We start from the raw sequence: 12,692 nt of genomic DNA, 5'->3' as shown, positions 1-12,692 counted from the left end.
ACAATGAATTATTATAACGAGGATATTATGCACATTACTTACGATCTCCCGGTGACCATTGACGATATTCAGGACGCCAGAAAAAGACTGGCGGGAAAGATCTATAAAACCGGTATGCCGCGCTCAAATTATCTGAGCGAACGGTGTAAGGGTGAGATATTCCTGAAATTTGAAAATATGCAGCGTACCGGTTCGTTTAAAATACGTGGGGCGTTTAATAAATTAAGCTCGCTGACCGATGCGGAAAAACGCAAGGGCGTGGTTGCCTGTTCCGCAGGGAACCACGCGCAGGGGGTGTCGCTCTCCTGCGCCATGCTCGGCATCGACGGCAAAGTGGTAATGCCTATGGGCGCGCCGAAATCCAAGGTGGCCGCCACGCGCGACTACTCCGCCGAAGTGGTGCTGCACGGCGAGAACTTTAACGATACTATCGCCAAAGTGAGCGAAATCGTCGAGATGGAAGGGCGCATATTTATCCCGCCTTACGACGATCCGAAAGTGATCGCCGGTCAGGGCACCATCGGCCTGGAAATCCTCGAAGATTTATACGACGTGGATAACGTGATTGTTCCCATCGGCGGCGGTGGTTTAATTGCCGGTATTGCGACAGCAATTAAATCCATCAACCCAACTATCAATATTATCGGCGTGCAGTCTGAAAACGTGCACGGAATGGCGGCGTCGTATCAGACCGGTGAAATAACGAACCACCGCATTACCGGCACATTAGCGGACGGCTGCGACGTGTCTCGCCCGGGTAATTTAACCTTCGAAATCGTTCGTGAACTGGTTGACGACATTGTGCTGGTCAGCGAAGACGAGATTCGCAACAGCATGATCGCGCTTATTCAGCGAAATAAAGTGGTTACGGAAGGTGCTGGCGCGCTGGCGTGCGCGGCGTTATTAAGCGGCAAGCTGGACCACTATATTCAGGGCCGTAAAACCGTCTGCATTATTTCCGGTGGCAATATTGATCTCTCCCGTGTTTCCCAAATTACCGGCTTCGTTGACGCATAAAGGTGACCTATGAGCAACACAGAAAGCATTATCGTTGGCCAGACAAAAACGTCCTCCTGGCGTAAATCGGATACCACCTGGACGCTCGGCCTGTTTGGTACCGCCATTGGCGCTGGCGTGCTGTTCTTCCCCATCCGTGCAGGCTTTGGGGGGTTGATCCCTATTCTGCTGATGCTGGTTCTGGCGTTCCCCATTGCCTTTTACTGCCACCGCGCGCTGGCGCGTCTGTGTTTGTCCGGCAGTAACGTCTCCGGCAACATCACCGAAACGGTGGAAGAGCATTTTGGTAAGACCGGCGGGGTGGTGATCACCTTCCTCTACTTCTTTGCTATTTGCCCGCTGCTGTGGATTTACGGCGTCACCATTACCAACACCTTTATGACCTTCTGGGAAAACCAGCTCCAGATGCCTGCCCTGAACCGCGGCGTGGTAGCGCTGTTCCTGCTGCTGCTGATGGCCTTTGTGATCTGGTTCGGTAAAGACCTGATGGTGAAGGTGATGAGCTACCTGGTGTTCCCGTTCATCGCCAGCCTGGTGCTGATTTCTCTCTCGCTGATCCCGTACTGGAACTCAGCGGTGATCGACCAGGTTAACCTGAGCGATATCGCCTTCACCGGTCATGACGGCATTCTTGTCACGGTGTGGCTGGGGATTTCCATTATGGTCTTCTCCTTCAACTTCTCGCCTATCGTCTCCTCGTTTGTGGTCTCCAAGCGCGAAGAGTACGAGCCGGAGTTTGGTAAAGAATTCACCGAGCAGAAATGTTCCAAAATCATCGGTCGCGCCAGCCTGCTGATGGTGGCGGTGGTGATGTTCTTCGCCTTTAGCTGCCTGTTTACGCTCTCTCCGCAGAACATGGCGGACGCCAAAGCGCAGAACATTCCGGTGCTCTCTTACCTGGCGAACCACTTTGCGTCGATGTCAGGTAGTAAATCCACGTTCGCCACGGTGCTGGAGTACGGCGCGTCCATCATCGCGCTGGTCGCTATCTTTAAATCCTTCTTCGGTCACTACCTGGGCACGCTGGAGGGGCTGAACGGCCTGATCGTTAAGTTCGGCTACAAGGGCGACAAGAAGAACGTCTCCGTGGGCAAGCTGAACACCATCAGCATGGTCTTCATCATGGGCTCCACCTGGATTGTGGCCTATGCCAACCCGAACATTCTCGACCTTATTGAAGCCATGGGCGCGCCAATTATCGCCTCTCTGCTGTGCCTGCTGCCGATGTACGCCATCCGCAAAGCACCGGCGCTGGCGAAATACAAAGGCCGGACCGAGAACATCTTCGTAACCGTGGTCGGCCTGCTGACCATTCTGAACATCGTGTACAAACTGTTTTAAACCAAAGCTCAGGAAGAGCGGAGCCATACCATGATTGAGTTTCCGGTAGTACTGGTCATTAACTGCGGATCGTCCTCTGTTAAGTTTTCGGTGCTGGACGCCGCAGGCTGCGATGCCCTGCTGACGGGCATTGCGGACGGCATCAACACAGAAAAAGCCTTTATTTCCGTGAATGGGGGTGAGCCAGTCAGACTGGCTCATCAGGACTACGAAGGGGCGCTGGCCGCCATCGCCCTGGAGCTGGAGAAGCGCGACCTGATGGGCAGCGTGGCTTTGATTGGCCATCGCATTGCCCACGGCGGCGATCTCTTCAGCGAGTCGACCCTGATCACGGAAGAGGTGATGGAGCAGATCCGCCAGGTCTCCCCGCTGGCGCCGCTGCATAACTACGCTAACCTGAGCGGCGTGGAAGCCGCAGAGCGACTCTTCCCCGGGGTGCAGCAGGTGGCGGTATTTGATACCAGCTTCCACCAGACCATGGCGCCGCAGGCGTATCTGTACGGCTTGCCGTACCGCTATTTTGAAGAGCTGGGCGTGCGCCGCTACGGCTTCCACGGCACCTCTCACCGCTACGTGGCGGCGCAGGCGCACGCGCTTCTCGGGCTCTCCGTCGAAGACAGCGGCCTGGTGATTGCCCATCTCGGCAACGGGGCGTCCATTTGCGCGGTGCGTAACGGCAGAAGCGTGGACACGTCCATGGGGATGACGCCGCTTGAAGGACTGGTGATGGGCACACGCTGTGGCGACGTAGATTTTGGCGCGATGGCGTGGATTGCCCGGCAGACCGGCCAGTCGTTCGAGGATCTGGAGCGCGTGGTCAACAAAGAGTCCGGGCTGCTGGGGATCTCCGGCATCTCCTCCGATTTGCGCGTGCTGGAGAAAGCCTGGCATGACGGCAACGAGCGGGCGCGGCTGGCGATAAAGACCTTTGTCCACCGCATAGCGCGGCATATCGCCGGTCATGCCGCATCCCTGCACCGTCTGGATGGCGTGGTGTTTACCGGCGGGATCGGTGAGAACTCCGTGCTTATCCGCGCGCTGGTGGTGGAGCATCTGAAGGTGTTTGGCATCATCCTCGACGAGTCCAAAAATGCCCTGCCGGGCAGCGCGGGCGAGCGCGTGATCTCCACCGAGTCGTCCCGCGCGGCCTGCGCGGTGATCCCTACCAATGAAGAAAAAATGATCGCGCTGGATGCCCTCCGTCTTGGGAAGGTCACCCCGGCTGCGGCTTACGCCTGATAAAGCGAGAATCTGATGAAAGTAACAATCGATACGGGCGTCGCGCCTTACAGCGACGCATGGGCCGGGTTTCGCGGTGAAGAATGGAAAAACGCCGTTAACGTGCGCGATTTTATTCAGCATAACTACACCCCTTATGAAGGCGATGAAGCTTTCCTCGCGCAGGCGACGCCAGCAACGACGGCGCTGTGGCAGAAGGTGATGGTCGGCATTCGCCAGGAGAATGCCACCCACGCTCCGGTGGATTTTGACACCAACATCGCCACCACCATTACCGCGCACGGGCCGGGCTATATTGACCAGGAGCTGGAGACGATCGTCGGCCTGCAAACCGACAAGCCGCTCAAGCGGGCCCTGCATCCGTACGGCGGGATCAATATGATCCGCAGCTCGTTCGAAGCCTACGGTCGCGAGATGGATCCGCAGTTTGAATATCTCTTCACCGATCTGCGTAAAACCCACAACCAGGGCGTGTTTGACGTTTACTCCCCGGAGATGATGCGCTGCCGAAAATCCGGCGTGCTCACCGGTTTGCCGGACGGCTACGGGCGTGGACGCATCATCGGCGACTACCGCCGCGTGGCGCTATACGGCATCAGCTATCTGGTGCGCGAGCGTGAACTTCAGTTCGCCGATCTCCAGGGGAAACTGGAGCGCGGAGACGATCTGGAGGCCACGATCCGCCTGCGCGAGGAGCTGGCGGAGCATAAACGTGCGTTGCTCCAGATCCAGCAGATGGCGGCGAACTATGGCTTTGATATTTCACGTCCGGCGATGAATGCGCAGGAAGCGGTGCAGTGGGTCTACTTTGCCTACCTTGCCGCAGTGAAATCCCAAAACGGCGGGGCGATGTCGCTGGGGCGCACGGCCTCGTTCCTCGATATCTACATTGAACGCGACATGCAGGCAGGAAGGCTGAACGAGGTGCAGGCCCAGGAGCTGATCGACCACTTCATCATGAAGATCCGCATGGTGCGCTTCCTGCGCACGCCGGAGTTCGACACGCTCTTCTCCGGCGATCCGATCTGGGCCACGGAAGTGATCGGCGGCATGGGGCTGAATGGCCGTACGCTGGTGACCAAAAACAGCTTCCGCTATCTGCATACCCTGCACACCATGGGGCCTGCGCCGGAGCCAAACCTGACGATCCTCTGGTCCGAACAGCTGCCGATCGCGTTCAAGAAATACGCCGCGCAGGTCTCGATCGTCACCTCCTCGCTGCAATACGAGAACGACGATCTGATGCGTGCCGACTTTAACAGCGACGACTACGCCATTGCCTGCTGCGTCAGTCCGATGGTGATCGGCAAGCAGATGCAGTTCTTCGGCGCACGCGCCAACCTGGCGAAAACGCTGCTGTACGCGATTAACGGCGGGGTGGATGAGAAGCTGAAGATCCAGGTGGGGCCGAAAACCGAGCCGCTGCTGGATGAGGTACTGGATTACGACACCGTAATGGCGAGCCTCGATCACTTCATGGACTGGCTGGCAGTGCAGTACATCAGTGCGCTGAATCTCATTCACTACATGCATGATAAATACAGCTACGAAGCCTCGCTGATGGCGCTGCACGACCGGGACGTTTACCGCACCATGGCCTGTGGCATTGCCGGGCTGTCGGTGGCGGCGGATTCCCTGTCGGCCATCAAGTACGCCACGGTAAAACCGGTGCGCGACCACACCGGTCTGGCGGTCGATTTCGTCATCGAAGGCGACTATCCGCAATACGGCAACAACGACGATCGCGTGGACAGTATCGCCTGCGATCTGGTTGAGCGCTTTATGAAGAAAATCCAGGCGCTGCCGACGTACCGCAACGCCGTGCCGACGCAGTCGATTCTGACCATCACCTCCAATGTGGTTTACGGGCAGAAGACCGGCAACACGCCGGACGGACGTCGCGGCGGTACACCGTTTGCGCCTGGCGCCAACCCGATGCACGGGCGCGACAGAAAAGGAGCGGTGGCGTCGTTGACCTCGGTCGCCAAGCTGCCGTTCACCTATGCCAAAGACGGGATCTCCTACACCTTCTCCATCGTGCCGCAGGCACTGGGCAAGGACGAGCTGGTGCGCAAAACCAACCTTGTCGGGCTGCTGGACGGGTACTTCCACCACGAAGCGACCATCGAGGGCGGGCAGCACCTGAACGTCAACGTGATGAACCGGGAGATGCTGCTGGATGCCATCGCCCATCCGGAGAACTATCCGAACCTGACGATCCGCGTTTCAGGCTATGCGGTGCGGTTTAACGCTCTGACGCGCGAGCAGCAGCAGGACGTGGTTTCGAGGACGTTTACGCAGGCGATCTAACACAGGCCCCATCTTCAGCCTCCTCAGATGAGGAGGCTTTTAATTTTGTGAACACCGTCAATTTTAGAAAACTCGCTCTCTTTTCTGCTATCCCGAAGTAATATTTTCCTCTCGCCTAAGGAAATCCCTATAAAAGTTGTGACTTTTTTCTCCCGCGCTCCGGATATGATCTCCCCATACCAATAACTCACACCTGCACCCTCTGACTCGCAATCGCTGGCGATCGGAACCTTATAAAAACAAATCGTTACCCTACAAAATAAGCGAGTGCCCAATGAATATGGCAACAAACAGCAGTGTGATTGTGAGTGATTCCCCTGCGGCAAGGCGGGCGGGAATGAGCGAAAGCGAATGGCGAGAGGCGATTAAATTCGACAGCACCGATACGGGCTGGGTCATCATGAGTATTGGGATGGCTATCGGCGCGGGCATTGTTTTTCTTCCGGTGCAGGTTGGATTAATGGGGCTATGGGTATTTTTACTCTCGTCGATAATTGGTTATCCGGCCATGTACCTGTTCCAGCGCCTGTTTATTAATACGCTGGCGGAATCACCGGAATGTAAAGACTATCCGAGCGTTATTAGCGGATATTTAGGCAAAAACTGGGGCATCTTATTGGGTGCACTTTATTTCGTGATGCTGGTGATCTGGATGTTTGTCTATTCGACGGCCATTACCAACGACAGCGCATCCTATTTACACACCTTCGGCGTAACCGACGGTTTGCTGTCGGAAAATCCGTTCTACGGCTTATTCCTGATCTGCATTCTGGTCGCCATTTCGTCGCGCGGTGAAAAGCTGCTGTTTAAAGTCTCCAGCCTGATGGTGCTGACCAAATTATTTGTGGTGGCGGCGCTGGGGCTTTCGATGATTGGCCTCTGGCATTTAGCCAACGTCGGCATGCTGCCGCCAATGGGGCTGCTGATTAAAAACGCCATTATTACGCTGCCTTTCACCTTAACCTCCATTCTGTTTATTCAGACATTAAGCCCGATGGTGATTTCCTATCGTTCAAGGGAAAAATCCGTTGAGGTGGCGCGGCATAAAGCGCTGCGGGCAATGAATATCGCCTTTAGCGTGCTGTTTGTGACGGTCTTTTTCTACGCTGTCTCCTTCACCCTGGCGATGGGGCACGACGAGGCGGTAAAAGCCTATGAGCAGAATATTTCCGCCCTGGCAATCGCAGCACAGTTTATCAGCGGTGACGGCGCGGGCTGGGTCAAAATCGTCAGCGTAATCCTCAATATTTTCGCTGTGATGACCGCGTTCTTTGGCGTCTATCTCGGCTTTCGTGAGGCGACGCAGGGCATTGTGATGAACATCCTGCGCCGCAAAATGCCGGCGGAGAAAATCAATGAAAATGCCGTCCAGCGCGGGATTATGCTGTTCGCCATCCTGCTGGCCTGGAGCGCGATTGTGTTAAACGCGCCGGTGCTGAGCTTCACTTCCATCTGTAGCCCTATTTTCGGGATGGTGGGCTGCTTAATTCCGGCGTGGCTGGTCTACAAAGTGCCCGCACTTCATAAATATAAAGGCGTATCGCTGGTGATTATTGTGATTACCGGGCTGCTGCTTTGTGTTTCTCCTTTCCTCGCCTTCTCATGAGGTTAAATAAGGTCGTAACGATGTCTGAGCAAATTAATCCTTTATGGAACCATTTTATTCGCGCGGTGCAGGAAGAGGTAAAGCCTGCGCTGGGCTGTACCGAACCCGTCTCGCTGGCGCTGGCGTGCGCGATGGCTGCCGGACAGCTTGACGGCGAGGTGACGCGTATCGAGGCCTGGGTATCGCCGAACCTGATGAAAAACGGGCTTGGCGTAACGGTGCCCGGCACCGGTATGGTCGGTTTACCCATCGCGGCCGCGCTGGGGGCGACAGGCGGTAATGCACACGCCGGGCTGGAGGTGTTGAAAGACGCGTCGGCCGAGGCGCTAACGCGCGCCAAAGCACTGCTAAACGCAGGTCTGGTGCAGGTGAAATTGCAGGAGCCGTGCGAGGAGATCCTCTATTCACGTGCCTGCGTTTACGTCGGTGAATCCTCGGCGATGGTGACCATCGCCGGCGGGCACACTCGCGTGGTGGAGGTAGTTTGTCAGGGCGAAACGCGCTTCAGGCTTGACGATCGTCAGAGCCAGAACAACGACGATCCGCTGGCGGTACTCTCGACCACCACGCTGTCGCAGATCCTTGAGTTTGTAGAGCAGGTGCCGTTTGACGCGATCCGCTTTATCCTCGATGCGGGGCGGCTGAACGATGCGCTCTCCCGCGAAGGTTTGCGTGGCAACTGGGGGCTGCATATTGGCGCGACGCTCAATAAACAGCGCGCACGCGGCTGGATGGCGCAGGATCTGGGTTCAGACATTATTATCCGCACCAGCGCAGCCTCGGATGCCCGCATGGGAGGCGCGACGCTGCCGGCGATGAGCAACTCGGGTTCCGGGAATCAGGGCATCACCGCCACCATGCCGGTGGTGGTGGTGGCTGAGCACGTTCAGGCCGATGACGAACGGCTGGCGCGGGCGCTGATGCTCTCGCACCTGTCGGCGATCTATATCCATTACCAGCTTCCGCGCTTGTCCGCGCTGTGTGCGGCGACAACAGCCGGAATGGGGGCTGCGGCGGGGATGGCGTGGCTGATGGGCGGTTCTTACCAGACAATTTCCATGGCGATCGGCAGTATGATCGGCGACGTCAGTGGGATGATCTGTGACGGGGCGTCTAACAGTTGCGCAATGAAGGTCTCGACCAGCGTCACCAGCGCCTGGAAAGCCGTGATGATGGCGTTGGATGATACTGCCGTGACGGGTAATGAGGGGATTGTGGCGCACGACGTGGAGCAGTCGATCGCGAACCTGTGCGCGCTGGCGTGCCGCTCGATGCAGGCAACGGACCGGCAGATTATTGAGATTATGGCGAGTAAGGTGTAAAAATTTCCCCTCACCCCAATCCCTCTCCCCATAGGGGCGAGGGGCTCGATCGTTCCCTCTCCCCTTTGGGGAGAGGGCTAGGGTGAGGGGGGGGTTAAACCGGCAAATCAATCAGCAGCGCGCGCAGTGGCGTATCCGCCACCAGGGTGATATTCGCTTCATCACGAATAAACGCACCGTCTCCGCAGGTGAGCGCCTCTTTCTCTTCCGCGTGCGTCACCGCATGCACCGTTCCGTGAATGGACTGCAGATAGGCGCGCGGGCCATGAAGCTGGAAGCTTGCCTGTTCACCTTTTTTCAGTTCGATATGGTGCAGCCACACCTGCTGGCGTAACTGCAGGCTGCCTTTGCTGCCGTCTGGCGAGGCAATCAGCTGCTGTTTATCGCCCTTCAGATCGATTTTTTGCACCAGCGGATTTTCCCGCTCCGGACAGGCATCCAGCCACAGCTGCATGCGGGTCAGCGTTTTGTCTTTGCTGAGGTTATGCTCGCTATAGCTAATACCCGGCTGCGTGGAAATTAACAGCGCCTCGCCAGCCTTCGCCTGGACATGATTGCCCTCGCTATCGCGGTATTCTGCCTCGCCTTCCAGGATCAGGTTCAGGATATCGACTTTCGGGTACGTGCGCGGCTGGAAGGACGCGCCCGGGGCGAGCACTTCCTGGTTCAACACGCGCAGTGAAGCGTAACCGAGAAGTTTAGGGTCAAAGTAGTGTCCAAAGGAAAAGGTGTAGCGGGCCTGCAACCAACCGAAATCGGCTTGTCCGCACTGTTTCGCTGTTCTTGTCGTAATCATAAACTTGACCTCTCTTTACACTAAATCAATGGTAAAGGTATGGACGCTGCATTGTTAGCCAGATATTCTGCCCGGTATGTTCAAATTTCCTGAATGAGAACGAGATGGCTAAAGAGAGAGCATTGACGCTTGAGGCGCTTCGCGTCATGGACGCGATTGACAGGCGCGGCAGTTTTGCCGCGGCGGCAGATGAACTGGGGCGCGTTCCGTCTGCGCTGAGCTATACCATGCAAAAGCTGGAGGAGGAGCTGGATGTTGTGCTCTTCGATCGCTCTGGTCATCGAACAAAATTCACCAACGTTGGGCGGATGCTGCTGGAGCGCGGCCGCGTATTGCTGGAAGCGGCGGATAAACTGACGACCGATGCCGAAGCGCTGGCCCGCGGCTGGGAAACCCATCTGACGTTAGTGACCGAAGCGCTGGTGCCCACCGAGGCGCTGTTCCCGCTGGTGGACAGACTGGCCGCGAAAGCCAATACCCAGCTGTCGATCATCACCGAGGTACTGGCCGGGGCGTGGGAGCGTCTTGAGACGGGCAGGGCGGATATCGTCATTGCGCCGGATATGCATTTCCGCTCATCGTCAGAAATTAATTCGCGCAAACTGTACAGCGTGATGAACGTCTACGTCGCTGCGCCGGGTCACCCGATCCATCAGGAGCCGGAACCGCTCTCTGAGGTCACGCGCGTGAAATACCGCGGCGTGGCGGTGGCGGATACCGCGCGAGAGCGCCCGGTGTTAACGGTGCAGTTGCTGGATAAACAGCCGCGTCTGACGGTGACGTCGCTGGAAGATAAGCGTCAGGCGCTGCTGGCGGGGCTGGGCGTGGCGACCATGCCGTATCCGTTCGTCGAAAAGGACATTGCAGAGGGACGGCTGCGCGTTGTCAGCCCGGAATACACCAGCGAAGTGGATATTATTATGGCGTGGCGTCGTGACAGCATGGGCGAAGCCAAATCATGGTGTTTACGCGAAATTCCGAAGCTTTTCACGCAATATAATAAATAAAATCGTAATTTGTAGGCCCGGTAAGCGAAGCGCCACCGGGCTTTTTTTTATGCGCAGATCTTCGGATCCGGACCAAAGCGGTTTTCTCCCGGCGTTCCGCTCTGACAGTTGAAAATCAAAATCACGATCCAGCCGATAAGCGGGATCAACAGCAACAGCAGCCACCACGCCGAACGATCGGTGTCGTGAAGACGACGAAACAGTACGGCCCATGAAGGCAGCAGAACCAACACACCATAAATGGTGGTGAGAATGCCTTCGCCCCCCTCGCGTTCCCAGCCGAGGATTTTGTCCACAATACCCAGCACCATAATCAGGACGAAGTTCACCAGAACGAACATCCAGTACTCTTTACGGCGGGCACGGCCACCAAATCCAACGTAGTTGCGCAGTACTTTTAAATACCAGTCCATTTTTCCTTGCCTCTTAGTCAGTCAATCACTTGTTTTCTAAGCGATCGAGGTAAGGATAGATGTATGCCGTGAATTAAAAAAGGGAATCAATTGATTCCCTAAATAATTATCCGAAACGCACGTCGCGCCCGTGTGGTTCATCCAGATCCTGCCACGGACCAATGGAGATAATGCCCGTTGGGTTGATGGTCTTATGACTGCGGAAATAATGGGTGCGAATATGGTCAAAATTGACCGTCTCCGCAATACCCGGCATCTGATAGATGTCGCGCAGGAAACCGTGCAGGTTCAGATAATCGCTGATGCGATGCTTGTCGCACTTGAAGTGGGTGACATACACCGGATCGAAGCGGATCAGCGTCGTCCACAGGCGGATGTCTGCTTCGGTGAGGCGATCGCCCGCTAAATAACGATGCTGGCCGAGGATCTGCTCCAGACGTTCCAGGGATCCAAACACGTTGCCGACCGCTTCGTCGTACGCTTCCTGACTGGTGGCAAAACCGGCTTTATAGACGCCGTTGTTGACGTTGTCGTAGATCCAGCCGTTCAGCTCGTCAATTTTCTCGCGCAGCTCAACCGGATAGTAATCCCCGGCGCGGGCGCCGTGCGCGTCAAACGCGGTATTGAACATGCGAATGATTTCAGCGGATTCATTGCTGACGATCGTCTGGTTTTTCTTGTCCCACAGCACAGGCACCGTTACGCGTCCGGTGTAGTGCGGATCGGCGCGCAGATAAAGCTGATACAGGAAATCGTGATGATAAAGCTCATCACCCGTCGCGGCCGGGAAGTCACTGTCGAACGTCCAGCCGTTTTCCAGCATCAGCGGGTTGACCACCGAAACCGGAATTAGCGATTCGAGACCTTTAAGTTTGCGCACAATCAGCGTGCGGTGCGCCCACGGACAGGCGAGAGAAACATACAGATGATAACGATCTTTCTCCGCCGCAAAGCCCCCTTCGCCACTCGGGCCGGGTGCGCCGTCGGCGGTCAGCCAGTTACGGAAGGCCGAAACAGAGCGCTTAAAGCGTCCACCGGTGGATTTGGTGTCATACCAGACATCCTGCCAGACGCCGTCTACGAGTTGTCCCATTTTTTACTCCTCCGTCAGATAGCAAAAGCGAGGAGATGTCTCCTCGCTTTGAATTTAATCATTATAGCGTGCTTACCACTTCTTATTCAGAAGACGGTCAATGCTGTAGGCGCCCGGACCCGTGATAGCCAGCAGCAGGAAGCCACCCGCGATGGTCAGGTTTTTCATGAACATCAGGGAGTTCACGCCTTCCGCAAAGTTGCTGTGGAAGATGAACGCGGTCAGCAGGGTAAAGCCTGCGGTGAACAGCGCCGTGGTGCGGGTCAGGAAACCGAACAGCACTGCCAGGCCGCCGCCGAACTCAAGCAGGATGGTCAGTGGCAGCAGGAAACCCGGTACGCCCATCGCTTCCATATACTGCTGAGTGCCCGCATAGCCGGTAATTTTGCCCCAGCCTGCGGTGATGAACAGCACAGGCATCAGAATACGCGCTACCAATACACCAACATCATCTAATTTTTTCATTTTACTCTCCAGGAAACCACATCAGCGGCTAAACGTTATTTGCGTGCAAATTCGGGTAGATACCGCGTCTTTGCTGTCGATGG

The 12,692-nt window shown here is 56.3% G+C and carries 11 protein-coding genes; 7 read left to right on the top strand and 4 right to left on the bottom strand.

Translation table 11 applies throughout. The features are described from left to right. Positions 1-27: 27 nt before the first annotated feature. The 6 genes from tdcB to ACQG1K_RS19400 all read left to right on the top strand — a co-directional run bounded on the left by tdcB (position 28) and on the right by ACQG1K_RS19400 (position 8,835). Positions 28-1,017 (top strand): bifunctional threonine ammonia-lyase/L-serine ammonia-lyase TdcB, encoded by a 990-nt coding sequence (gene tdcB / locus ACQG1K_RS19425; RefSeq protein ID WP_023298701.1) that lies wholly within the window; start codon positions 28-30, stop codon positions 1,015-1,017. Positions 1,018-1,026: 9 nt separating this feature from the next. Beyond that, positions 1,027-2,358: a threonine/serine transporter TdcC gene (tdcC, locus tag ACQG1K_RS19420; protein ID WP_022649486.1), complete on the top strand. Its 1,332-nt coding sequence runs from the start codon at positions 1,027-1,029 to the stop codon at positions 2,356-2,358. A gap of 30 nt (positions 2,359-2,388) precedes the next feature. Beyond that, the gene (gene tdcD / locus ACQG1K_RS19415) at positions 2,389-3,597 is read left to right on the top strand and encodes a propionate kinase (protein ID WP_058677046.1); all 1,209 of its coding nucleotides are present in this window, start codon (positions 2,389-2,391) and stop codon (positions 3,595-3,597) included. Positions 3,598-3,612: 15 nt separating this feature from the next. Beyond that, positions 3,613-5,907: a formate C-acetyltransferase gene (gene pflB, locus ACQG1K_RS19410; protein ID WP_276170028.1), complete on the top strand. Its 2,295-nt coding sequence runs from the start codon at positions 3,613-3,615 to the stop codon at positions 5,905-5,907. 274 nt (positions 5,908-6,181) lie between these two features. After that, a complete protein-coding gene (locus ACQG1K_RS19405) occupies positions 6,182-7,513 on the top strand; it encodes a hypothetical protein (protein ID WP_367074961.1) in 1,332 nt (443 codons plus the stop codon). Between the two features lie 20 nt (positions 7,514-7,533). Further along, positions 7,534-8,835 (top strand): serine dehydratase subunit alpha family protein, encoded by a 1,302-nt coding sequence (locus ACQG1K_RS19400; RefSeq protein ID WP_276170030.1) that lies wholly within the window; start codon positions 7,534-7,536, stop codon positions 8,833-8,835. Between the two features lie 94 nt (positions 8,836-8,929). Here ACQG1K_RS19400 and ACQG1K_RS19395 read toward each other — a convergent pair whose 3' ends face one another. Further along, positions 8,930-9,631: a pirin family protein gene (locus ACQG1K_RS19395; protein WP_022649481.1), complete on the bottom strand. Its 702-nt coding sequence runs from the start codon at positions 9,629-9,631 to the stop codon at positions 8,930-8,932. A gap of 104 nt (positions 9,632-9,735) precedes the next feature. Here ACQG1K_RS19395 and yhaJ point away from each other — a divergent pair, with 104 nt between their 5' ends. After that, positions 9,736-10,638: a DNA-binding transcriptional regulator YhaJ gene (gene yhaJ / locus ACQG1K_RS19390; RefSeq protein WP_022649480.1), complete on the top strand. Its 903-nt coding sequence runs from the start codon at positions 9,736-9,738 to the stop codon at positions 10,636-10,638. Between the two features lie 47 nt (positions 10,639-10,685). Here yhaJ and ACQG1K_RS19385 read toward each other — a convergent pair whose 3' ends face one another. From ACQG1K_RS19385 to ACQG1K_RS19375, 3 genes are all read right to left on the bottom strand, one after another. Further along, positions 10,686-11,051 (bottom strand): DUF805 domain-containing protein, encoded by a 366-nt coding sequence (locus ACQG1K_RS19385; RefSeq protein WP_022649479.1) that lies wholly within the window; start codon positions 11,049-11,051, stop codon positions 10,686-10,688. 106 nt (positions 11,052-11,157) lie between these two features. Further along, positions 11,158-12,144 carry a glutathione S-transferase family protein gene (locus ACQG1K_RS19380; protein ID WP_023298697.1) on the bottom strand — a complete coding sequence of 329 codons (987 nt, stop codon included), beginning with the start codon at positions 12,142-12,144 and terminating at the stop codon, positions 11,158-11,160. A 72-nt stretch (positions 12,145-12,216) separates the two neighbouring features. Then, on the bottom strand, positions 12,217-12,609 hold the full coding sequence (locus tag ACQG1K_RS19375; RefSeq protein ID WP_032626373.1) for a DoxX family protein: 393 nt from the start codon (positions 12,607-12,609) through the stop codon (positions 12,217-12,219). Positions 12,610-12,692 lie beyond the last annotated feature (83 nt).

Origin of the sequence: Enterobacter cloacae complex sp. 402C9 (genome assembly GCF_050030745.1) — a bacterium.
GTDB lineage: Bacteria > Pseudomonadota > Gammaproteobacteria > Enterobacterales > Enterobacteriaceae > Enterobacter > Enterobacter intestinihominis.
Note: the sequence above shows the minus strand (reverse complement) of the source record. Positions and strands in the feature narration are given on the sequence as shown.

What these genes read in the sequence shown, in the direction of transcription:
- tdcB (WP_023298701.1), top strand. Translation starts at nt 28, where the DNA reads ATGCACATTACTTACGATCTCCCGGTGACCATTGACGATATTCAGGAC.
- tdcC (WP_022649486.1), top strand. Translation starts at nt 1,027, where the DNA reads ATGAGCAACACAGAAAGCATTATCGTTGGCCAGACAAAAACGTCCTCC.
- tdcD (WP_058677046.1), top strand. Translation starts at nt 2,389, where the DNA reads ATGATTGAGTTTCCGGTAGTACTGGTCATTAACTGCGGATCGTCCTCT.
- pflB (WP_276170028.1), top strand. Translation starts at nt 3,613, where the DNA reads ATGAAAGTAACAATCGATACGGGCGTCGCGCCTTACAGCGACGCATGG.
- ACQG1K_RS19405 (WP_367074961.1), top strand. Translation starts at nt 6,182, where the DNA reads ATGAATATGGCAACAAACAGCAGTGTGATTGTGAGTGATTCCCCTGCG.
- ACQG1K_RS19400 (WP_276170030.1), top strand. Translation starts at nt 7,534, where the DNA reads ATGTCTGAGCAAATTAATCCTTTATGGAACCATTTTATTCGCGCGGTG.
- ACQG1K_RS19395 (WP_022649481.1), bottom strand. Translation starts at nt 9,631, where the DNA reads ATGATTACGACAAGAACAGCGAAACAGTGCGGACAAGCCGATTTCGGT.
- yhaJ (WP_022649480.1), top strand. Translation starts at nt 9,736, where the DNA reads ATGGCTAAAGAGAGAGCATTGACGCTTGAGGCGCTTCGCGTCATGGAC.
- ACQG1K_RS19385 (WP_022649479.1), bottom strand. Translation starts at nt 11,051, where the DNA reads ATGGACTGGTATTTAAAAGTACTGCGCAACTACGTTGGATTTGGTGGC.
- ACQG1K_RS19380 (WP_023298697.1), bottom strand. Translation starts at nt 12,144, where the DNA reads ATGGGACAACTCGTAGACGGCGTCTGGCAGGATGTCTGGTATGACACC.
- ACQG1K_RS19375 (WP_032626373.1), bottom strand. Translation starts at nt 12,609, where the DNA reads ATGAAAAAATTAGATGATGTTGGTGTATTGGTAGCGCGTATTCTGATG.